At 44.7% G+C, this 22,279-nt stretch carries 24 protein-coding genes; 12 read left to right on the plus strand and 12 right to left on the minus strand.

The features are described 5' to 3' along the window. The first annotated feature begins 12 nt into the window (after window positions 1–12). The 10 genes from LFX25_RS05805 to LFX25_RS05850 all read left to right on the plus strand — a co-directional run bounded on the left by LFX25_RS05805 (window position 13) and on the right by LFX25_RS05850 (window position 7,242). Window positions 13–351: a phage baseplate plug family protein gene (locus tag LFX25_RS05805; protein ID WP_238729387.1), complete on the plus strand. Its 339-nt coding sequence runs from the start codon at window positions 13–15 to the stop codon at window positions 349–351. Further along, complete coding sequence (locus tag LFX25_RS05810) at window positions 348–1,166, plus strand: phage protein (protein ID WP_238729388.1); 819 nt, start codon at window positions 348–350, stop codon at window positions 1,164–1,166. Before LFX25_RS05805 ends, LFX25_RS05810 begins: the two co-directional genes overlap by 4 nt. Then, window positions 1,163–1,846, plus strand: a complete 684-nt coding sequence (locus LFX25_RS05815) for a Gp138 family membrane-puncturing spike protein (RefSeq protein ID WP_238729389.1) — start codon at window positions 1,163–1,165, stop codon at window positions 1,844–1,846. Before LFX25_RS05810 ends, LFX25_RS05815 begins: the two co-directional genes overlap by 4 nt. Beyond that, on the plus strand, window positions 1,843–2,187 hold the full coding sequence (locus LFX25_RS05820; protein WP_238729390.1) for a DUF2634 domain-containing protein: 345 nt from the start codon (window positions 1,843–1,845) through the stop codon (window positions 2,185–2,187). The genes LFX25_RS05815 and LFX25_RS05820 overlap by 4 nt, the downstream gene beginning before the upstream one ends. Then, on the plus strand, window positions 2,187–3,401 hold the full coding sequence (locus LFX25_RS05825; RefSeq protein WP_238729391.1) for a baseplate J/gp47 family protein: 1,215 nt from the start codon (window positions 2,187–2,189) through the stop codon (window positions 3,399–3,401). The genes LFX25_RS05820 and LFX25_RS05825 overlap by 1 nt, the downstream gene beginning before the upstream one ends. Beyond that, the gene (locus LFX25_RS05830) at window positions 3,398–4,378 is read left to right on the plus strand and encodes a phage tail protein (protein WP_238729392.1); all 981 of its coding nucleotides are present in this window, start codon (window positions 3,398–3,400) and stop codon (window positions 4,376–4,378) included. The genes LFX25_RS05825 and LFX25_RS05830 overlap by 4 nt, the downstream gene beginning before the upstream one ends. Beyond that, a complete protein-coding gene (locus LFX25_RS05835; RefSeq protein WP_238729393.1) occupies window positions 4,375–4,665 on the plus strand; it encodes an LA_1064 family peroxide-responsive upregulated protein in 291 nt (96 codons plus the stop codon). The genes LFX25_RS05830 and LFX25_RS05835 overlap by 4 nt, the downstream gene beginning before the upstream one ends. Continuing rightward, window positions 4,652–5,512 carry a hypothetical protein gene (locus LFX25_RS05840; RefSeq protein ID WP_238729394.1) on the plus strand — a complete coding sequence of 287 codons (861 nt, stop codon included), beginning with the start codon at window positions 4,652–4,654 and terminating at the stop codon, window positions 5,510–5,512. The genes LFX25_RS05835 and LFX25_RS05840 overlap by 14 nt, the downstream gene beginning before the upstream one ends. Window positions 5,513–5,671: 159 nt before the next feature. Beyond that, a complete protein-coding gene (locus LFX25_RS05845) occupies window positions 5,672–6,526 on the plus strand; it encodes a hypothetical protein (RefSeq protein ID WP_238729395.1) in 855 nt (284 codons plus the stop codon). Beyond that, on the plus strand, window positions 6,523–7,242 hold the full coding sequence (locus tag LFX25_RS05850) for a DUF4376 domain-containing protein (RefSeq protein WP_238729396.1): 720 nt from the start codon (window positions 6,523–6,525) through the stop codon (window positions 7,240–7,242). The genes LFX25_RS05845 and LFX25_RS05850 overlap by 4 nt, the downstream gene beginning before the upstream one ends. A 62-nt stretch (window positions 7,243–7,304) precedes the next feature. Here the strand turns inward: LFX25_RS05850 and LFX25_RS05855 are convergent, their stop codons facing one another. The 12 genes from LFX25_RS05855 to LFX25_RS05910 all read right to left on the minus strand — a co-directional run bounded on the left by LFX25_RS05855 (window position 7,305) and on the right by LFX25_RS05910 (window position 19,492). Next, window positions 7,305–8,186, minus strand: a complete 882-nt coding sequence (locus tag LFX25_RS05855; RefSeq protein WP_238729397.1) for an alpha/beta fold hydrolase — start codon at window positions 8,184–8,186, stop codon at window positions 7,305–7,307. A 20-nt stretch (window positions 8,187–8,206) separates the two neighbouring features. Beyond that, entirely contained in the window at window positions 8,207–9,505 is a 1,299-nt protein-coding gene (locus tag LFX25_RS05860) for an adenylate/guanylate cyclase domain-containing protein (RefSeq protein ID WP_238729398.1), read from the minus strand. 313 nt (window positions 9,506–9,818) lie between these two features. Further along, on the minus strand, window positions 9,819–10,850 hold the full coding sequence (locus tag LFX25_RS05865; RefSeq protein WP_238729399.1) for an ATP-grasp domain-containing protein: 1,032 nt from the start codon (window positions 10,848–10,850) through the stop codon (window positions 9,819–9,821). A 55-nt stretch (window positions 10,851–10,905) separates the two neighbouring features. Then, window positions 10,906–11,430: a DinB family protein gene (locus LFX25_RS05870; RefSeq protein ID WP_238729400.1), complete on the minus strand. Its 525-nt coding sequence runs from the start codon at window positions 11,428–11,430 to the stop codon at window positions 10,906–10,908. A 134-nt stretch (window positions 11,431–11,564) separates the two neighbouring features. After that, window positions 11,565–12,155, minus strand: a complete 591-nt coding sequence (locus tag LFX25_RS05875) for an energy transducer TonB (RefSeq protein WP_118955368.1) — start codon at window positions 12,153–12,155, stop codon at window positions 11,565–11,567. A gap of 3 nt (window positions 12,156–12,158) precedes the next feature. Next, window positions 12,159–12,575 (minus strand): ExbD/TolR family protein, encoded by a 417-nt coding sequence (locus tag LFX25_RS05880; RefSeq protein WP_135780669.1) that lies wholly within the window; start codon window positions 12,573–12,575, stop codon window positions 12,159–12,161. Then, window positions 12,576–12,995, minus strand: a complete 420-nt coding sequence (locus LFX25_RS05885; protein ID WP_118955366.1) for an ExbD/TolR family protein — start codon at window positions 12,993–12,995, stop codon at window positions 12,576–12,578. 26 nt (window positions 12,996–13,021) lie between these two features. Continuing rightward, on the minus strand, window positions 13,022–13,849 hold the full coding sequence (locus LFX25_RS05890) for a MotA/TolQ/ExbB proton channel family protein (protein WP_238729401.1): 828 nt from the start codon (window positions 13,847–13,849) through the stop codon (window positions 13,022–13,024). 144 nt (window positions 13,850–13,993) lie between these two features. Continuing rightward, a complete protein-coding gene (locus LFX25_RS05895) occupies window positions 13,994–16,957 on the minus strand; it encodes a TonB-dependent receptor (RefSeq protein WP_238729402.1) in 2,964 nt (987 codons plus the stop codon). Then, on the minus strand, window positions 16,954–17,574 hold the full coding sequence (locus tag LFX25_RS05900; protein WP_238729403.1) for an LA3241 family PerA/PerB upregulated protein: 621 nt from the start codon (window positions 17,572–17,574) through the stop codon (window positions 16,954–16,956). Before LFX25_RS05900 ends, LFX25_RS05895 begins: the two co-directional genes overlap by 4 nt. Window positions 17,575–17,622: 48 nt before the next feature. Then, window positions 17,623–19,008: an oxidative stress response protein LipL48 gene (gene lipL48 / locus LFX25_RS05905; RefSeq protein ID WP_238729404.1), complete on the minus strand. Its 1,386-nt coding sequence runs from the start codon at window positions 19,006–19,008 to the stop codon at window positions 17,623–17,625. Window positions 19,009–19,177: 169 nt separating this feature from the next. Further along, window positions 19,178–19,492, minus strand: a complete 315-nt coding sequence (locus LFX25_RS05910; protein ID WP_238729405.1) for an LIMLP_04285 family protein — start codon at window positions 19,490–19,492, stop codon at window positions 19,178–19,180. Window positions 19,493–20,401: 909 nt separating this feature from the next. Between LFX25_RS05910 and LFX25_RS05915 the strand changes: the two genes are divergently transcribed. Further along, on the plus strand, window positions 20,402–20,992 hold the full coding sequence (locus LFX25_RS05915; RefSeq protein WP_238729406.1) for a TetR/AcrR family transcriptional regulator: 591 nt from the start codon (window positions 20,402–20,404) through the stop codon (window positions 20,990–20,992). 55 nt (window positions 20,993–21,047) lie between these two features. Beyond that, entirely contained in the window at window positions 21,048–22,157 is a 1,110-nt protein-coding gene (locus LFX25_RS05920) for an alkane 1-monooxygenase (RefSeq protein WP_238729407.1), read from the plus strand. Window positions 22,158–22,279 lie beyond the last annotated feature (122 nt).

Consider the following 22,279-nt stretch of genomic DNA (forward strand, 5'->3'; position numbering starts at 1 on the left):
GTAGTTTAGTATATGACAATATTCAAATATTTACCGATTGAAAGCGAAACCTTTCCGATCTCCAATACGTACGAGATCGGATCGAAAGAATACGATTTCGAATTCGCATATAACGAGAACGGAGACTTTTTTACCGTTCTTGTGCGGAATCAGGACGGCAAAGAATTATTTTCCTCGATACTCGTTTACGGCGTTCCGTTGAATCACGTCGTGGTCGACGACTTTCCGCTTTCGATTCTTTTGAAACCTTTGGATCTGGACGATTTGTATCGGGACGAGTATACGGATATCCCCGTGAATGCGAAAACGTTCGGCGGCAGAGTGCAAATTTATCTGGAGGGCGAAGTATGATCGGAAATCCGAAATTGTTCGGCCGCGTTGTTTCCCTGGAAATTCTTCCGCGAAACGGAGTAGGGAAGGAATTCACGTATCCGCCTTTTGACATCGAGTTCGAAACGGAGATCGGTCCTATGAATTTAACGACGGTAAGGATCTATAATGTGAACGAAGATACGATGAATCTGGTTGGAGCGAAATCGAAGGGAAGCGGTTTTCAATATCCCGGCGCGTCCTTAAGCGCGGGATATAAGGACGAATATGGAGTCGTCGCAAACGGAGAAGTGATTCGTCCGCAATTCAAACAAGAAGAAACGAACAAAATTTTGGAGTTCAAAATCAGCGCGAACGCCGCCTCTTGGGTGAGTTCGTATATTATGAAAACCTACAGTAATCTTCCGGCGATGACCGTGATCCTTGATATAGTAAAGCAAGGGAATCTTAAGCCGGGGAGAATCACTTTAGGGGAAAATAAAATCGTGAACTTCAGCGCCAATGTTTCGTTAGGCGATTGCATTCAGAAATTTTGTAAACTGACAAAGTCTCAATACTGGTTTCAGGACGGTTTTTTATACATCGATTCTTTGAGTCCGGATAAGAAGTCGAGTCGGATCTTTTTGGACGAATCTTCCGGCTTGATCGGTGTTCCGGAAAAAGGTCAAAAAACCTGGAAGATCAAAAGTCTGTTTCGGCATCAGTTCAAGAAGAACGTAATCGTCTCGGTGAAAGGAGGCGGGTTGAACGGCGACTGCAGGATCGAAAAAGGAAAACACGTTTTTTCCACGTTTCAGACGGAGAATTATTCCGAACTGGAGGTGATGCCGTTATGAATTTGGACGAAGTCATTCTCGCGGCGATGCAGAAATCGCTTTCGCGGGCTCAAGTCGGATTGCCTGGAATCATCGATTCGTTTAATGCGAGTCAAATGACGGCTAACGTAAAACTTCCTTTTAAACAAAAGGACGGAAGCGGAGAAGAAAAGGCGTTTCCGATTCTTTCCAATGTCCGCGTTGGAACATTGTGGGCCGGGGATTTTTTCATCAAACCCGATTACAAACGGGGAGATAAAGTTTGGGTTTCCTTTTCTACGCACGATATCGGCGACGCTGTTCGAGGAGTGAGTTCCGTGGTTTCGGATTCCTTATTCGATCTGCAAAGCGCGTGCGTCGTCTCAGGATACAAAGGAGAAGCCGAGAGTCCTGCGACAACTGCTGGCGAATCCGGTTTGCTCATCGGAAATAAACAAGGAAACTCTCTCATTCAACTTGACGAGGATCGGATTAAGATCAGAGGCGGCTCCGTCGATCTTTCCGAATCGGCGGTTTTAGGGGAAACGTTAGCCGATCTGATGCGTACGATCCTGGACGTTTTTATCAACAATGCGTCTTCGTTTACCGCAAATACCGTTCCGGGTTCTCCTGCCGCTTTGTCCCCTTCGGTTGTATCGTCGTTAAACGCGCGTAAGGCGGAGGTTGATCAAATTCTTTCTCAAAAGGTGAAGATAGGATGAAAGGTTTAAAGATAGAGAACGGGGACGTTGTTCGAGAACAAGGACGTCCGATCGTTTTGGACGGATTGGATTATTATTCACAAAGGATCAAACACGCGATTCTTCTGTCTTTGGGAGAATCCGCGTATGATACATTAAGCGGAATCGATTGGTTTACTATCTTTTCGGCGAAGGTTTCGAAGGACCGAGTTCTGTTTGAAATCAGAAGAATCATTCTTAAAGATGCGGAAACCGTATCTTTGGAAAACATCGAGGTCGTCGAAACCGAAGGAAAAAGCAGGGGGATCTATATTCGATTTTCTGCAAATACCATTTATGGGAACGTAACGGAGGAGATATAATGGCCGGAGTAACGGAACAAGGTTTTATTCGAAAGTCAAAGGACGAAATTCTTTCGGATTTGGAAGAAAAATACAGAACCGCGTTGGGGCAGGACATCGATCTTTCGATTCTGAGCGAAGACGGAATTCGAATGAGAATTCTCGCGGACGAACTCGACGCGATTCATCAACTTGCGGAATCCGTCTTTTATTCGAATTTCGCCCATACAGCGACCGGAGTCTCTTTGGATCGAGTGTTGAATCCTTTGGGAGGAGAAAGACAACCGGCAAAACGTTCCATTGTCGCATTAAATTTTTCCGGGGTGAACGGCTCCTTTGTGGACATCGGAACGATCTGCCAAACGGGAAACGGATTGCAATTCATTACGATTCAATCCGGAACGATCGCCGGAGGTTTTGTGACGCTCAACGCGCAGGCTTTGAATTTGGAATACGGAATCACCGCGAATGTTCCGCCTAACACGATCAATACGATTTCAACGGCGATTGCGGGAGTCGATTCTGTTACGAATCCGGAACCGGCAACCGGAGGAAGATCGATCGAGACGGATATCGAATATCTGAATCGTTTTATGAACGACGGAGTCAACGGCGGTTCTTCTGCAGCAAACGTACAAAGCGTTTTGAACCAAATCGATTCGGTTTTAGCCGCAGTCGTCTACGAGAACAACACCGATTTCGTGGACGTAGACGGAAGACCTCCTCATTCTATGGAAGCCGTGATCGAAGGAGGCACTCCGCAGGAGATCGCGGAGACTTGTTTGCGAAATTGGCCGGGCGGTATCGAATCCTACGGATCGCAAAACGGAACTGTGATCGATAGCAAGGGAGTTCCGAGAACGTACTATTTCAATCGTCCCGCAGATGTTACTCTTTTTGTTAAGATCGATATAGCACGAGACTTAGCGCAATGGGTATCCGGTTCTGAAACCATCGTAAAAACGAATTGTATCAAAGTGATCGGAGGCGTGGATACGATCGGTTCCGTTTCCACATCCTATAAAGGGGACGGTACGGGTGCGGATGTGTTCGCATGGAAGTTGATCGCGGCTCAAAGCGGACTTAGCGAATACGAGTCCGTTAAAGTTTTAGGAATTAAGGCGATGACTGTAAAGGTGGGTTCTTCTTCGCCTGCAAACTTGGACGAATTATCAATCAACAGTCGCCAAAGAGCCAAACTGATTACCGCAAACATTCAGGTGAACTTCGTATGAATTCCACCGATTTGGATTCCGTATTACAAAAATATCCGCTTTCGCTTTTTACGAGGACACCCGATTCGCAGATCGGAAAAAAATGGGAAGTCGATCTTGAATTGTTAAACGAAGTACGCTCCGTTTTGGACTCGATTCAAAGTGTTGCGGATTTTCGAACACAGAGCGGAGCCGTCTTGGATTTGATAGGGAAGAATCTGAAACAACCGAGAGACGGGATGGATGATTTTAAATATAAGATTTTTCTTTCCATCGCAAGACAGAAACGGAAATCGAAAGGCGACATTCATTCGATGAACGAAATCGGATCTCAGATTCTCGCCGGTATGGGAACGTTATATGAAATAAAGGAACTCTGTTACGGAGGGGAGCCCATGCTTTTGGATGCGTTGCTCACCTTGAACGGAGAATATCCTCTTTCCGGAAGTACGAAACGTCCCGCAACGATCGAAGTGGTTTTTTCCGGTTTGGTGGATTCGGTCGTGGTGGCGCCCGAGTTTAATAAGGCGATGGCTCAGATTCGCGCAGGCGGGGTTAAGGCGATCATTCGATATCGATTCGAAATGTCCACGTTGGCCGGAAGGCTTTATGGAGTTTCACTCCGAACTCCGCTCTTGGATGGGAGTTGGTCGATGAACGGTTTTACCCTTTTGTCAGGAGAAAAAGTTCGAATTCGTCCTTATGAAATCGCATTCGGAACCGGAGGACTAACGAACGGAGTTCCGAGAGCTCCGCAGATCGGTGACCTTGGATTGCAAAATGAAGCGTATCGAAAGCTGATCGATATCCGTTACGATAGCGAGGGAAACCGTTTCTTCCAATCGACATTAAAACAAGGAGAAGCGATCGGGTGTAATATCAACGAAATCGGTCTTTTTGACGAGGATGGGAATCTTCTCTATCTGAAAACCTTCCCTTCCAAGGAAAAAGATCATCTGATAGTTTATGATTTTATAATAAAGGAGGAATTTCAGTGATTCAAATACTCGCGAGAGAAACGAACGTAGAGTTTGCGGGAACCGGAAAATTCAGAATTGAATTGCTTCCGATCGCTTTATTCAAAACGCACCAGAGCCTTTTGGAATACTGCGATCGAAAAGGCTATAAAAAAAGCGGGTCAGGATTGGATTCGGAATTTACTCGAGACGAGGATTTAAAACCGGTCCGGGACAGGCTAAAAAAATTTGTAGATCAGCCGTTTAAAGTATATGAGAAGTTTATCATATTGGAACAGGAAGTGAGGAGCGAAGATGGCAGTGTTTAATCCTGTAAAAACAAGAACCTGGAGTAAAAATACTCCCGCCGACGGAGATCTGATTGACGACGAGTTTGATCGTCAATACGAGAATTTCCAGTATTTAAAAGATCGAATCGATACAACCGACTCGAATTTAATGAATTTTCTGATCCCGATCGGAAGCATCATTGAAGATAGCTTAAATCTTGCGCCCGCTTCGAACTTTAAGGACGCGAACGCTCAGGCAATTTTAAGAACTTCCTTTGTGACGTTGTGGGATTCCGTTCATCGCGTAATCACCGGAATCGTTCCTGCCACAGATCGGATCAATTCGACAAATCATGGATGTATCGAAGGTCAACTTGTGAAGTTTTCCTTTACGGGAGGTGGAGTTACTGCGCTTACGAAATATTATGTTCGTAACCCTACCGCGAATGACTTTCAGATTTCTGCAACTCCTACGAGTTCGATCATCGATTTGACTTCTTCTCAAACCGGAGATATGATCACGAATGTTGAATATGGCTTCGGAGACGGTTCGACAACATACAATCTTCCGGATCGAAGAGGGATTTTTGCTCGAGGCGCCGGCGTGCATGGAAGCCGAGCAAAGGCGGTTGGTGGAAATTACGATGCGGGTATTGTCGGGACAGAAGGACAGGATCAGATGCAGGGCCATAGGCATTCGGTAAGCGGCGTTTCTGCAGATCTTATACATCCGGATGCTTGGGGTGGTCCCGGTACGTCTCAGGTTGGTAGCGGCTCGGTTGCTATTGGTAATCCTACATCCGATGGGTCTAATGGAACGCCGCGAGCCGGAAACGAAACAACTCCTGCCTACGTTGCAGTAAGATATAAAGTGAGGGTGGTCTGATGTTCGTTTTATTACATAAGGCTGAGTTAATTTTTATCAAATCTCTTAAGAGAACGGGTTCCTTTTTAAGAGAAAAAAATAGAGAACGATTCAGATTGTATTATTTGTTTCAACGCTTTATCACTAAAGACTCATTCAAAAAGGTTGTGGGAGGAGTTCATGGCCGTATTTAATCCGACAAAAACTAGGACGTGGAACAAAAGCACTCCGGCCGACGGGGATCTCATCGACGAAGAAGTGGATCGTCAATATGAGAATGATCAGTATTTGAAGGATCGCATTGACCAGTTAGAAGCAAGCTTTGCCGCAATGCAAGTTCCGTTAGGTGGAATCATTGAGGACAGTTTAAATATAGCCGCCATTTCTAACTTTAAAGAGGCAAATGCTCAAGCGATTTCCAGAACGGCGTTTTCGGCGCTTTGGGATTTAGTTCGAAAAAATGTGACAGGAATTGTTCCGGCCACTGACCGAATCAATTCGACCAATCATGGGTGCGTCGAAGGAGAACTTATAAAGTTTTCATTTACGGGAGGCGGAGTTACGGCACTTACGAAGTATTATGTTCGTAATCCTACCGCGAATGACTTTCAGATTTCTGCAACTTCTACCGGTTCAATCATCGATCTTACTTCTTCGCAAACGGGAGAAATGATCACGAATGTTGAATATGGTTTTGGAGACGGATCAACAACATACAATCTTCCGGATCGGAGAGGTATTTTTGCGAGAGGCGCCGGCGTGCATGGAAGCAGAGCGAAGGCGGTAAACGGTAATTATAACGGTGGCGTGCTTGGTTTCGAGGGGCAGGACCAATTTCAAGGGCACCGACATTCGCCGCCATCCGCACAAGGAATCGTCGGCGGTAGTACATATCCAGCAGGAGGGACCTCGTTCGCCGCCGCTGCGATCGTTATCGGCGATCCAGCCAACGATGGGACGAACGGTTCTCCGCGAACCGGGAACGAAACAACACCCGCGTATGTTGCGGTAAAATACAAAGTGAGGGTAATATGAATTATATCATCGATCAACAAACGAAAAAAGTAATGTGGATCAACTCCGATCCGAACCGACTTGCAGGAGAGGACGCATGGTCGAATTTCGATGCAAGTCAGCATCAAATCGCATATGCTCTTCATTACAACCCGCAAGTGGGCGAACTGTTTAAAGCAACATTGGAGAACGGAATCGCGAAAGAGTTCGTATCGAAAAAAGTATATAACAAAAATACGATGATGGAAAGGGTTCTTTTGAATTGGGATGAAGAACTCGATCCGGCAACGGAAACGGAAGACGAACCTCTTCGGGATGAAAGCGGAATCAATTTACCCTATCAAAAATATTCTGAAGTGGGCTGGAGCATTGACCTTCCGCTCTGGAAAGAGGATTTGTTGCGTTCCGTGGATCGAATGTGCGAAATGAAAATTACTTCCGGATTTGTGTCGTCTGCATTGGGAGAAAGTCACCGATATGGATCCGATCGCGACGATCAACTAAACTTAATCGGTTCCGTTTCAATTGGCGATTCCGTCCTCTATAAATGTGAGGATATGAACGGCGTGAAGGAATACAAAATGCATTCCAGTGCTCAAATCAAGCAAGTGCTGAATGACGGTGCAGCACGCAAAATCCAATTGTTACAGACAGCGAACGAACTGAAGTCGTTGCTAAGAGTTGCGAATACATATGATGAGATCAATGCTGTCGATATAAGTTCCGGTTGGGATTGATTTCGGTTTTGCCCTTTCATTTGTATTTCCGTTTTTCGGGTATACGATTGAAAGGGCTCCTTTCATTTTTTTACAGCTCCTAGTAAAACTTTTTCTACCAGATTTTTTTGAGTCCAAGGTATAAAATGGTCTTCTTCCGCTAAGGCGATCGTTGTCAGTTGCGATTCCAAAAAATGTGTCTGGAAGTATTCTAGATTTTTAAATGGAACTAACGAATCTTTTCTTCCATGAATCAAAATGATTTTACAGTAGATCTTTGTCCAAAAGACTTCTAATGAACGTAGCTGGTCTCTAAGTGGTAACATTTCGTTGTTACTGTTTCGAATTTCGCGGGGGAGAAAAAACTTAACCCAACTCCAGTCAGCAATCCGATTGTACCATTGAATTTCCTCGTGTTCGGCGCTTAAGGGAGCTGCAAGTAAAACCAGAAGATCGATACGATTCTTCGGATCGGAAGCGATTTTTGCAGCGATCGGTCCCCCATAAGAATGGCCGACGATTACTATATTCTTTTTTTCTGATATGGAATTCGATTTTAAAAATTCATGAATTGCGTTTCCTATCAAAGTCGCCTGTTCTTCCACATTTGCTACGACCATACCTGGGTCCGATTTGCCGAAGCCTGGTCTATCCAAGGATAGAATGCAGTAGCGTTCCAAAAGACTTTTGTTTTCCAAATACCAAGCATAGTTTTGCCATCCCCCCGGCGAACCATGTATGAATATGAGAATATTCTGTTTTTCTGTTTTGCATCCGCTTGCTACCCCATACAACTTACGATTTCCGGATTCGAGATACATCTCTGAAGGATCCGCGCCGGATTCTTTGAGTTGAAGGAGACTTTCATCCGATTTTTTCTGGAGATCTTCCGGAATTTTGCACGAAACGCCGGAAACAACGAATAAGCTGATTGCGCAAAAGAAAACAAGGAGACTGCAAGTCATCGAAAGTATTCGCGTATTTCTCAAGCCGAGAACTCTCCTCGGTGAACTTGCTCGTAAAATCGAAGAAACGTCTGATTCGGCTTCAATTCGTCTTGAGGATCACGCAGCTCCTCTCGGATATTTTTTACGAGATACATATCGATCTCTCCCTTATTCTTCGCTTTAATTTTTCCCCTGTATTCGCAATGAAAAAAGTCCTTTATCAGTTCATAGGTCTGACTGGAAATATTCACTTCACCCGGAATTCCCGAGCTCTCCATCCGGCTCGCAGTGTTTACAGTATCTCCCCATATATCGTAAGCGAATTTTTCCGTACCTACGACTCCCGCTACGACCGAGCCGGTATGAATTCCTAATCGAAGTTCCCAGTAGGGTAAGCCCTTTGATTCTCGTTCGATCTTTTTAGAAATCATAAATCTTTGAAATTCGAGGCCGCATAACACTGCGTCTATGCAGTGGGTCTTGTTAGGAACCGGTAAACCTCCCGCGGCCATATACGCGTCTCCGATCGTCTTTATTTTTTCCATTCGGTGATTTTTTGTAATGGAATCGAATTTACGGAAGAATAAGTCCAATTCGCTTAACAATTCTTCGGGAGTCATCGTTTCCGCGATTTGGGTGAACCCAGCCATATCGGTAAAAAGAACGGTTACGCTTTCGTAACGCACGGGCGCCACCGAGTCGTTTCTTTTTAATTCTTCCGCTACCGTATCGGGGAGAACGTTTAGTAGTAAGGCATCGGATTTTTTCCTTTCGATATTTAAGTTTCTCGTTAGAATGAATATTAACAAACCAGTAAGTATTTGGACGAAAAGAAAATTCCCGCCCGCGTCCAGGTAGCGTTCCGTTTCGTTCGGATACATTTTGATGAATTCACGGTTGAAATATTCCATACCGTATAAAAACGCCGTCGCTGCGGCATAAACCAGATAAACGATCCATACATTATGGTTTCTTAATAGGATCGTAGCGATTACGAGAGCCGGTATGAAATAATAGTGATTCCCGCCGATCGATCCACCGTTGAAAAACCACATCGACGAAAGATAAATCAGAATGGTAAGATTGAACGGCCAAAAGAGGGAATAATATATGTTCTTAAGTCTGGATAGAAGATACATCCCTGTAAGCAGGCTTCCGGAAACGAAATTCAATAGAAAAATCGTCATAAAGTTTTCGAGATAAAAGGAGGAAAACGCGCCGAAGATATTCAATATCCCGTTTACGAACGCGACCGTATTGAAAAGCCTATGTTCCAGTGAGTTCTTTTTGGGGTCACCGAACATAAAATATACGACTTTTAGAATTCTTTCGATCATAATCCGTTATCCTTTTTTCCTGCGTATTCTGAAATCATTCGTTTAAACCTTTTTATTTTCGGGTCAACAATGATTCTTAAGTCGAAGTCAATCCTTTTTCTCTTTCCTAAATTGTTCCGACAAACGGTTTCATTTAAGGCTTATTCCGAAAATTAAAATTGTAGGAACTCCTGCACTTTTCAATTTCTTCGAAAATCCAAAGAGATCGAAATTTAGGACCATTGTAGGAGCTACTGCACCTTTTTTTTCATTCTTAAATTTGCTCCGACAAACAATTCGAATTTTTTCTTCTTGAATCTTAATTCTCCGTTTTTTAGTCGGAACGTTTGTTGACCTTGCGTTTTCCGAAATAAAAACGGAATACTTCTTTCGCGATACTCAATAAGCTTGCTTTTTGAATTCCTCGTTTTCGATTTGCCGCGCCGATTTCAAAGAGAAGTTTCCATTGATGAAACAAGATCGTATACATTTGAAGGAGAGAAAACTTAGGGTCGTAGAGGTTTGTGGATTCGGATGTGACTCCATTCAATTCTACGATTCCGAATTCTTTGCCCGCTCTTAATTCGGAATCGGATCGATAGCGAACGTCGTATCTTCCAAAGTAAAAACCGGAAAACGTTTGCGAAATTCGATCGATTTTTTCGGTAAGTTCTTCCGTGATGAGCGAGGTCCCATCCGTAAAAAGCGTTCCCTGACAATGGTTTCCCGCTTCGGCCAATCGCTTTCTTTTGCCTTGAGGAAGGACTTGATTCCATTCCTGATGATGTCTTTCGAAAAAGACCTTCCATTGATATCGGAATCGTGGATGTTTGAGGATCAATTCTGCCATCGTCTCAATTCCGTTTCCTTCTAAGATCGGAAAGGTCTTTTTCGTAATCGATAGGATTCTTCCTTTGGCTTCGTTCGGAAAGCGGTAATAAAAGATCCCCGCTTCCTCCGGACCTGGATGATATTCTTGCGCGATTAGATCCACGTCCGTAGTTTTCAAATAACTTAATACTTCCTCTTTATTGCGCGCCAATTTCAGGCCGGCGCCTCTTTGACCGGCGTCCGGTTTGAGTATATAAGGAAATTTGAATCCTTTTTTCGAAACGGCGGTTTCCGCGAGTTCGTAAGTTTTGTTATGACCGATTTCCGGGCGAGGTATTTTTACGAATTTAAGAACATGGGAAGTATTCAAGTTCTTTAATATTTCCTCCTTGGACTCTCCCACCAGACCTCCGAACGGGATCCCGGGATTAGCCGCACATATCGTTCCGAATCCCTTATGACGGATTGTAAGATATACGATGTAAGGAATCAAAGGGATGTAAAAAAGCCAAGCCGGCCAGAACTCAGGTCGCATTAATTTTTGCAGTAGAATTCTCCCTTTCGAAATCCGAACCTTTCGAACCGAGGATTTATGCTTGTTTGAGATCGACTTTTTTCTGGAATTGAAGAGTCGATAGGGCGACTCCGAAATCTTCCGGTAAAGATACATTCTTTAAAAAACACTCCGCGTAAAGCTTGATGATTGCCATGTGATGGATCGTATGATCCTGAACGTATAAAAATTCCCGTTTGAGATTGGATAAGGTTTTTCCTTCTAACCCGGTAGCCGGATCTATCAAATAGGAGAGTTCGATGATTTTATTTTCTTCGATCGATTCCAGTTTTCCTAACAATTCGAAAATCTTCTCCCTTGCCGCTAACGGCGAAGATTCATAGAACGGATTTCTATTCCTTCGATCGTAAGATACGTTCGACGTTTCGAGAGCGGCGACCAGATTTTCCAATACTTCGATGCAATGTCGAACGTGTTTTCCGAGACTGGAACCTTTGTTGGGAGCGATTTCCAGCGAATATTGATCCGGTTCGATCGTTGATAAAAAATCGGTCAACTGATGAAACGTATGTTGAATATTTTGGTATTGTATGGGCAACATCGAAAAGTTCTTCGGGTGAAAACTTTAAAAGTTACATGGAGATTTCTTTTTTCCCGTTTTTGCAATCATTTCGAGGAAATGAAAATCAAAAAGGGGACAGAGCCGTAACCCTGTCCTGGGAATTTTGAGTGGGGTTAATAAAGACTGAAACGAACCGGTATCAATACTTTTACGGTGATCGGTTTGCCTTCCAGCATAGAAGGAGAATATCTCTTTTTGTAAAAAGCTTCGACTGCGGCTTCGTCCAGACCGAATCCGAGAGGCTTTCCAACGGAACGAACTCGAAGAACATGTCCGTCGTCTCCGATGATTACTTCGAGCGTGGACGTTCCGGTAATTCCTGCGCCTCTCGCTTCCGATGGATATTCCGGAGTTACGTTCGGCGTTAAGTCAACGGGAGCGGTTGCACCGGAAATGATCGCGTCTTGTGCACCCGCGATTCTCGGATCTTCCTTCTTCTTAATCGTATCCGTAACTTCGAATTCTCCGTCGTCCGCCGCTTCGCCAACGTTCGGTTCTTGTATGACCAAGTTGTCGACAAAGGCCACTTCGTCGACGAGTCGATCCAAGCGGTTGAATTCGATCGACGGAGTATACCAAAAGAATAGGATCAGAAGTTGAAGAACTAAGGATGAGGATAGAAAGAATTCCATCCTATATCGATCGATGAATCTTCTGAGCTTACCTCTTCGGATCGTCATGAGTATGGATTTGGATTGTTCCATCGATCAAAGACCTCCGCCTTGCGTAGTCTTTGTTACGAGAGATACTTTGAGAGCGCCCGCTTCCTTCAGGAGTTCGAATGCGTTGTCCAGTTCGGCATAAGGAAGATCTTTGTCCGCATGGACCAGCACTTTAAGATCGGGAGTCGTTGTCAGTTTCGCTCTTACATTATTGATGGCTTCGTTCAAAGGCATCCTAACTTGATTGAAGTAAACTGCTTTGTCCTTATCCGCACTGAGATATAAGTTCGCGATTTTCTTGTTGAGTTGTTCTCCGCCCGGCACGTCCGGAAGTGCGATCGGCAGATCCGGATCCGTATCAAGAACGGAAGTCACCATAAAGAAAACCAGAAGGAGAAAGGCTATATCGGCCATCGAGCTGACAGGAATGGACGGTGGATTCTTTTTCTTTTTTAAGCTCATTTATTTCAGCCTTTTTACGGAGATCTGTTTGAATCCCCGAATTTGAACGGCGGATAACGCGTCGAGCATGTTGCCGTATTTCGTGTCTCCGGTCGTTTTGATCAATGCGACTTTGTTTTCGATATCCGGGATATCCATCAGATTGAGTTGTTCCCTGAAATCGACCAGGTTTCTGTAATCCTTCGTGCCGATGCTTTTGTTCTTCATCTTTACGAGCTCGCCCGTGACGAGGATTTCGTAGATATTTTCGCGGAGAACCAAAGTCGGATTGGAATTCTTTCTCGGAAGCTGAATGTTCAAACCTTCCTTTACGAAGAATACCGCAGTCACCATGAAAAACACCAATAGAAGGAACGCGATATCCGACATAGACGATGCGGATATCTCCTCTAATACGCGTTTCTTTTTGATTCGGATCATAATGATACCTATATTCAAAAAAGCGATTATGCTTTCTTAGAGTTTCTTTTTAAGAATTCTTTGTAAATTCTGTTTGCCGCTTCCTCGATTTCGGAAGTGAATCCGTCGATTCTTGAAGTCAGATATTGGTGAAAGGTCATCGCGGGAATCGCAACGATCAAACCCGCGGCGGTGGTGATAAGCGCTTCTTTAATACCGCCAGCCACCACTTTCGCGTTTACTTGATCGGCGTTTGCGATCGCGTCGAACGCGTTGATCATCCCCGATACGGTCCCTAAGAATCCGATCAAAGGAGCGATGGTCGATACTGCCGCAAGAATTACGAGTCCTCGTTCGAGAACGGTGATTACTTCCGCCGCTTCTCTTTCCACGCCTTTTGCGAAGATTTCCGCGTCGCCGGAAGATACGTCTATACCGCCCGCAAGAACTTGGGAAATTTTATATTCTTTTCTTTCGTCCAAAAATCCTTGAACTGCGTCGAGTCCTTTCGTGTCCATCGCTTCGCCTAAGTCGATGTTGTATCCCTTAGGAAGAAGTTTTGCGGTCGCAATGAAATAGATTCTTTCGAAGATGATTCCGAGTGCGACGATGGAGGAAAGGGCGAGAGGATACATGGTCCAGCCGCCGAGAAGGAAAAGATCCACGAATCCCCAGTTTTTACCCGCTTGTTGTGCGGGGGTTTCCGTTTTCGTCTCTTCGGCCGCGGGTGCCGTTGTTCCGGTCGCTTCCGTCTTAGCCGGTTCCGATACTTTATCCTGTGCGAATATTACATTTGTGGAAAGCGAAATGAGTCCCGAGAGAATGATCGCCGTTGCGACCCATTTGAATTCTTTTTTTATGGAAGAAAATTTCATCGATATCTCCGATTAAAATATTCCTGTAATATACTTTTGGATTGTTACCGGATGATTACAAAGAAATTACGGATTTGAGACTTAAAGACGGGGAAGAAGAGCCGAATCCGATTCGATTTCGAACCGGATTCGGAGAATTTAAAATCAGAGTTTGTATGTAGCGGAGAAGGAAACATCGACCCCGGTTCTATATTTTTGGAACACGTATTCCTGACCGGTAAGCGGATCGGTTTGCGTGATCTTGAACTGGGTGTTCATGATGTTTCTTGCGGCTGCCCTAAAGTCCAGTCGATCGTTGTGTCTGTATGTGTAGACTACGTCCGAAGTTCCCGTTCCTTTTTGAATCGCGTTAGGAACTCCGTCCGAACCAACGAGAGCGATCCGATCGCTGAAGTAGTTATAGTAGAATCCGACGTTGTGTTTTTTCGTTTTGGAAGTGAATACGTCTATTCTCATGTTCGCAACGAAATCGGATTGTCCCTGGAGCGGGCGATTGAGAGTGGTCGGCGCATAAGCAGCGTAAGTCGAGACAGGATCCACTTGACCCGTTGCGATGAAGCCGTAGATGTTCGCGTCGATCACATCCACTCTGGACTTGATAAAGAATACGTTCGCTTCCAATCTTAACCACCAGAGAAGTTCCTTACGGTAATCCAACTCGATCCCTCGGATGGTCGCTTGCTGCGCATTCGCGTATTTGTATACCAAACTCGCGCTTCCCGCGACCGGTAATCCGATCAACTCGATCGGATTGGAGAGATTCTTATAGAACCCTCCGACTCCGATATAGTCCGTGTTGGTCACGTAATATTCCCATCGAACATCGTAGTTGTGGATGTAAGTTCTTTGAAGACTTGCGTTACCGAAGATTCTATCCGCCTGAAAGTAGGCCGCAAAACCGAAAGGAGAAAGTTCTCTTAAGTCGGGTCTTGTCAGAGTTTGCGAATAACCGAATCGGAGATTCATGTCTTTTGCGAATTCCCAAGCAACGTTTGCGGAAGGAAGTTTATCCTTCGTTCTCAATTCTCCGATACCGTTGTTGTTGGTGTCGCATACGTTGGATCTTACTAGAAGAAGTCTTTCCTCTTCCGAATTCGTTTTACAACCGTAGTTCGGAATGAATCCGTTCCAGCTGTTCTTAAGATCGTATGTTTGAGTTTTTTGATAACTGTCTTCGTATCGAACACCGACGATGGATTTCAACTTCGCCATGATCGGAACTTCCAATTGTGCGAAAGCAGCTTTGAGAGCTTGTGCGGCGTCGTACGCGTTGTTACCGGAAGCGCGTTCGAAAATTTTTCTATTGCCGTTTATGTATGTAAGCGGGTTGTAGATGATTTCGCCGGGAATCGGGTAGAGATAATCGCGATCGCTGCCGGAAAAGTTTCTTTGTGCGAATTCTCTGAATTCGAAATGTTTGAAACGATCCAGGTTGCTCACGCCGAGTTTCAGCTTACTCTGAAGTCCGTCCCATTGACTGAATGGAATCTCGTATTTCAACGATTGGCTGCGGGCGGTGTCCGCGGTAGTCGAAAAGTATCTTGTTCCGTCCGGGTTATTCCCTAATCGACGGAATCCGTTTGCGAGATCGGTTCCGCCTTGGGACCAGGCTTGGTTGCTCGCGTTTGGTTCGTCTCTTTCGGCTAATGCGTAGTTGACGTTCCATTCCAGCTTATGCGGTCTTGCACCTCCTAAAGCGCGGATTTCGTGCTCGCCTCCCAAGGTATTGTTGAAGATCGTTCTGCTCACGAAGTTCAAGTTGGAAGATTTAAAGTTGAAGTTGTCGATGTAATTCGTTCCTTCCCCTTCTCTTACGATCTTATCGGACTGGACCGAATATAAGGTTTTAATAAAGAATTGCTGACCTATCTTCGGTTCGTATGCGAGGTTTAAGTTGTTTCCCCAGAGAACTTCCTCGGTATAGATCTTTTGGTTGTTCTGGTTCAACGGACGCAGCATATTCGAATCTTTTAAATAAAGGGAAATCGGATTCGACGCTTGAAAACGTGCGTTGGCTTCTTCCCTATAGTTATAACTTCTGTTATACGTGGTTCCGGCGAGTACTCCGAATCTTCCCCATTTTTCCGTTTTGAACGAGTTCCCCGCGGAAATGCTGAAGGATTTGTTAAACGGAGAATCCTCTTCTCTCGGAGACCATTCTTGGTTGAACGATAACGCTCCCAGCTTCATCAAATTTGTCGGAATTCCGCCGAAACGGTCTCCTTCCACGAACGGAACGACTTTCGGTAAACCGGAGATTAAATCGGGTAGTTGCTGATTTTTAGAAGGCAAACCGAAGTTGTTGTTCATGTCGCCTACGTTGAACGTTTTGAATTTATGACCCGCTACTTGCGTGTTCTTACCGACGCCTAAAGATACGGAAAGAAGAAGGTTGTCCGGATATTCTTTCGTTTCGATCTTAACGATCCCTCCGGAAAATTCCGCGGAATCTTCCGCCGAAGCCGTTTTGATTACGCGGATATTTTTGATGACTCCCGCGGGAAATAAATCCAAAGGAACGATCCGTTTATCGGGTTCGGGAGAAGGAATGATGGAATCGTTCAGAATCGTATTCGAATATCTCTCACCCAAACCGCGGACGAAAATAAACTTACCGCCGACAAGAGTGATCCCCGTTACTCTTCGAAGGACGTCGCCCGCGGAAGAATCCGGACTTTTCTTGATCGCTTCCTCGCTGATTCCGTCGGAAACTACGCCGCTTTTTCTTTGAAGAGCGAGTAACGCGGATTCGGAATTTTCAAGACCGCGTCCTTTCACTTCCACGGTGTCGAGAACCTGAGCTCCCATAACGACGTTCATCGGAACTTGCCCGCCCGGTGCGATCGTAATCTTTTTGAACTGCGTAGCGAAGCCCATCATTTGGAATTCGACCGTATGTTCTCCCGCGGGAAGATTTAATTCGTATTTACCGTCGAAATCGCTTCGCGTTGCCGCTTTGATCGAACGAACGATAACTACCGCACCGAAAACCGGATCTCCCGATTCCGAATCCACGATCTTTCCCCTGAGTTTCCCCGTATTTTGTCCGAATACCGGGCTTGCCAATATCGAGACAAAGAATAATAAGCTGATTGTTTTCTTTTTCATGTTCCGTACGTACAAACTTTAAATTGATTTTTATGTTCTATAACGAGTTTGATTTCATCGATATGAATCGTCTTTAGATCGACTTCCAGATCGAAGTCCTTGATGATATAGCCGTTGATGTTTGTCAGCTTACGCACGTTATACGGCTTAGGAAGAGGGAGAACTTTGATTTTCCCTTTGGTTCCTTGAAGATTTTGTCTGACTTTATCGATTCCTGCCGTGCGTCTTATTTGAAGAAGATACATCGCGTCTTCGATTTTAGAGTTCGCTATGATGTTGTTTTGATCTAAATTATTAGGAAGATAAATAGTTCGTATTTCGTTCGGACTGCAAGAGTATTGGAACTGATCGTCCGTATTCCCTTTGGAATTTCTGATTTCGGTCAGGGCCTTTTCCAAAGCTTCTTCCACCGATTTGGAAGAATGATCGATATGATATGAATCCTTAAGTTCGGATTTAAGGACGTCCCTGTCTTTTTGAATCTCCGCCGCGAGTTTCGGATCCAAGATTTCCTTGTCGAAGTCGGGCCGTTGTCCTTTTTGTTTGCAATCGATGATCGAAAAGGATACAAGAAGGAGGAGAAGAATATTTAAAAAATTGAATGTTTTCTGGAACATATTCGAAAGCGAAAGAGGATTCTCTTTGGAGAATCCTCTTCGGTAAAATTATCTCGCTCTATAAACCGTCCATCCGCTGGCCCAGTTTTGACCGCTGATCATACCGCCGTAAGTGGTATTATCGGTAAAGAACGCGTCAGAGGATTGTGCAGTAAGGGCAGAACCGGCCGCCGCTGCAGCTTCACCGGAAGGTTGATAATCCGGTTTTGTCGCGAAAGCGCAGTTGTCGGAATCACCCGAACCTAAAGAAACGACCGGAAGTGCGGTAAGTCCTGTTGAAGGAAGAGTGCAAGCCGCAGTGTTTCCGTTTGTTTTAGCCGCTTCTACAAGAACGTTTGCGAACGTAGGAGAGGTCGTAGGACCGCCGCCGGTTGCGTTCAACACGCAGTCGATGTTTCCGGATTGGAATCCGTAGATCAGACCGTTCGTGAATTTTCCTTGAAGACCTTCTCTCAAGCGAGCGCCGAAACCGTTGGAGACGCTTTTTCCGAGAAGAGTAAAGTTGGAAAGTTTAACGTTAGTCGTCGTTTTGGAAGTCGCGGATGCGGTTCCGGAACTGTGAGTTCCGTCCATTTCAAATCCGTGAGGATCGGTCGAAGCCGTTCCGCCGCAAGTGGTTGGATATTTTTGAGCGATTACGAACTGAACTTTTCCGGTGTATGCTTCATCCAAGTCGAGGTCGTCGTCCATACCGCCTGTCATCAGAAGATATTTGCCGGTCCATGCCCCGCCCCAAGATTCAACGCCGTCGTCCAAATGTCTGTGAACTTGAACGTGATCCAAAGTAGTGCCGCTACCGACCACATACATGGAAATTCCGTTCAGCTCGTCTCCGACAGATACTTCGTTTCCTGCAAATTCAACGATGGTGTAACTGAAACTTCCGGAAGTGCCCGTATCGTTTGCACCGCTATTGTATTGGAGACCGGTTCCGCCTTCCGTGTTCTGAGCAGCCGCTCTGGAACCGATACCGTCGCCTACGATCAAAATTCCACCCCAGTCGCCCGGCGCTCTGTTGCCGGATGTTTTAGAAGAAGTGAAACAAACCGGAGCCGCAGCGTCGCCTTGTGTAACGATCTTTGCGCCTTGTTCGATGATCAACGCGGAACCTGCCGTTCCGAAAACCACCGCGCCTCTTGCAAACGTCAAAGTGGCGCCGCTTTTTACTCTTACGATTCCGCTTAAAGAAGTGGAAGAGTAGGCTGCGAAACTTTGACTGGAAGTGATGTTTCCGGAAAGAGCGGTGTTTCCGCCTTGAATTGAAGCTCCATCACAGATCGCAGAACCCGCGTTATCATTGGAGCTAGCCAGTAAGGCCAGAAGAATGGCCATGTTGTTGTCTTTTTTATCTTCTTTGCAGTTTGCGAAAGAGGATAACAAGAGCGAGAAGCTTACCATTAGAAGCGACACTCTTTTGAAATAAGTCGATTTCATCTTATGACTCCTTGGAGAATAAACCTAAAAGGTCTAAAAGTAAAATAATCGGAGGGCGTTACGTTGGAGTTACAAACGGATATAATTCCCGTAACTTTCGTTTCGGGTAACAGAATTGATTCGAAGAATTTTTCCGCTGTTTTCATAAATATAAAATATTACTAATATATTACGGAAGGGCGAAAAAAAGAATCAGAAGCACTCCTAAGGAGCCGAAAGCGAAATAGCGATCTCCTTTTGTCTCCTCTTTTGATTCCTCTTCCTTATTCCAGGAAACTTCCTTTTTTTCCACGGTGACAGCGTCCTTTTTGAAGCCGCGTTTGGTTCCGTCTTCGTATTCCACGATGACACCTTGTTCGTTTTCGGAAGTCTTAACGTTCTCGATCGTTTCATTCGTTTTAACGTTTTTAACGGTGTCGGCAATGAGTCCGTTGAACGAGAATAACGCGAATAATAAAAGAGTAATGGATGAGCGTGTAATCATTTTGTAATTCTTCCCAATGAGGATGTTTACCGCTTCTCATTGTTACAAAATCACACAAGAGGAAAAACGCTGCGAATGTTACAAACGTGTTAAAGGTGATCGATCGGTTTCTTATAGAATGTTTAAGTCGGATTGAAAATTGTGCGGTTATTGAAACAACTTGGAGGCGTTATAACGAATCGGAATGACTTCGTTTAACAAATTTGTTATGGGACAGGGTTTCTAAGGATATCGGTTCAAGAAGCTTAAAGAAGAATCACGCGGGTCGAAATCGTCGAGTTACAATCTAATTCCGGCTTTATGAAGAGAATTCAAAACTTCTAAAGAGGAAATCCAATCTCCCGCATGAGTGCTTTTCGGATCTTTCGTGTTTAGATTTCCGGGCGTCGTCCTCGTTTCCGGAGAATATTCGGATCGTCTCTTTCAAAGAATTTTCTAAATGAATCGGAGAATTGTTTGGTTTCCCATTCTTCGATTTGTTTCTCTCGCGTGAAAAATAGGAACGATTTCCGAGTGGTGTGAATCGCTTCGGATAAGGTCTGTTTTTGGGATCTTCAAAACTGGGATCAATAGGAAATCAAACCGAAACTCAGACAATTCCAATCACGGAAGCATTGATAGAGACTGTTTTCCGAAACGAAAGGATGGAAATTCTTCGTGTTTTGAGTCTACGAACTTTGATTCTTTTTTCCACCTTGGGTAGGAATCCGGACTTTCCTGCCCTTTGTTTCTTTGAAGTGTCTGAAAAATTGTCAGGAAACGGCACTATTACAAAGAAAATTTCCGGAATACTTCCTTTCAAAATCACCATTTTCCCGTTTTTCAGATTTTTTTCTTGCACTTGATTTGATTTTTTATATAATAACAGGTGTTCTATAAAAACGATTGTTCGAAATTAAGGAGAATCCATTGCCAAAGGTTGTAGATCACGATGCGTATCGAATTTCCATTTTAAAGCGTTGCCTCGATTTGTTTGCAAGGAAGGGGTATGCGACGGTCACGATGCGGGAGATTTCCAGAGAGCTTCGTGTTTCTACGGGAACTCTATATCATTATTTTCCGACAAAGGAAGTTTTGTTCGAGCAAATGGCGCGATGGATCGTTCGGGACGACGCGGAGCAATTGGAAGCGATTCGGATCGAAAGTCGATCAAAGGATTTTCGGGAAAGGCTTGAGGTTCTTTTCGATTTCGTGAAAGAAAGGGAAGGGCATTTTCAAAAACTCATTCTGATCGCTTCCGATCTTTACCGATTGGAAGAGTCCGAACCGGCAAGGGCGATCTTAAAGGAATGTTCTTCCGTCTTTCGGGACGCGATCGAAAGTCACCTCGCGTTGAATAACGAGGAACTGGAAAAACTGTTCTTCGGAGTTTTGATCGGAACCGTTTTTCAAAGAATGCTGGATCGCGAAACGGCGGATTTTGAAAAGACGTTCTCCCTTGTCAGAGGTTTTGCTCCTTTGATTTCGATCGGTTTGTTATTGGAACCTAAAAGAGCATGATGCGGTTCTAGCGACTTGCGTCGCTCATGAAAGAGAAAATGGAGAGAATTTTGTTATGACCAATTTGAAACGTTATTCGTTTATCGTTTGTTTTTTAGTGCCGGCCTTTGCGGTGCTCGGATATTATTTAGGCGGAGCATATAACTTTCTTACCTTCGCGGTTGTGTTCGGTTTATTACCGATCTTGGACGTTGTGATCGGAGCCGATCCGTCCAATCCGGTGGAAGAGGAAGTTCCTGCGTTACAGACCGAATTCTACTTTCGATTTTTGACATATATTTGGGCGTGGGTCCAATTCGGTCTTGTCCTTTGGGCCTTGTACGAAATTCAAACGAAGAATCTTTCCGCTCTGGAATGGTGGGGATTCGTTCTGGCGATCGGTATCAACACCGGAGGAATCGGCATTACCGTGGCGCACGAATTGGGTCATAAAAGCAGGAAGATCGAACAATGGTATTCCAAGTTCATTCTGATGACCGTTTGTTATATGCATTTTTTCATCGAACATAACCGCGGCCATCACGTGAATGTTTCGACTCACGAAGACCCGGCTTCTTCCCGAAAAGGCGAATCCTTTTACCGTTTTTATCCGAGAACGGTTTTCGGTTCTTATTTTTCCGCTTGGAAGTTGGAAGCGAAACGTCTTTCGAAAGCGGGTAAATCTTCGTTTTCTTTGGAGAATGAAATGATCTCTTCCACGATCATTCCACTTCTGTTTATCGGATTCGTTACTGCGACATTAACTCTTTATACCGGTCGTTTTTCCTGGGAAGTTCCGGCGTTCTTTTTCGTTCAGAGTTTTATAGCATTCTCCCTTTTGGAACTCGTAAATTACATCGAGCACTACGGTCTTCAAAGAAAGGAGATCGCTCCCGGAAAATTCGAAAAAGTGCAGCCGATCCATTCTTGGAATCAAAATTTTGCGGTGAGTAACGCGTTTTTGTTTCATCTTCAAAGGCATTCGGATCATCATGCGAACGCAGGAAGACGTTATTCCGCTTTAAGACATTTCGAGGAAAGTCCGCAGCTTCCGTACGGATATGAAGTGATGGTGTTGATTGCCCTGTTTCCTCCTCTTTGGTTTAAGATTATGGATTGGAGGCTGGAGGCCTGGAAAAAGAAATATTACGGGGAGACTGCGCTTGCTGCCGGAGCGAAAGCTTGAGTAGGTCAAGAAAATTGTAAAAGGAGAGATTTGTCGGAGGTACGACGACCTTTTCGGAGGATTTTCCAATAACCGAAAAATCCCTTTTCATCAACCGTAAAATTTTTTTGCACGGCGTGGGA

The sequence above is a fragment of the Leptospira sanjuanensis genome (genome assembly GCF_022267325.1).
In the GTDB taxonomy this organism is placed as follows: domain Bacteria; phylum Spirochaetota; class Leptospiria; order Leptospirales; family Leptospiraceae; genus Leptospira; species Leptospira sanjuanensis.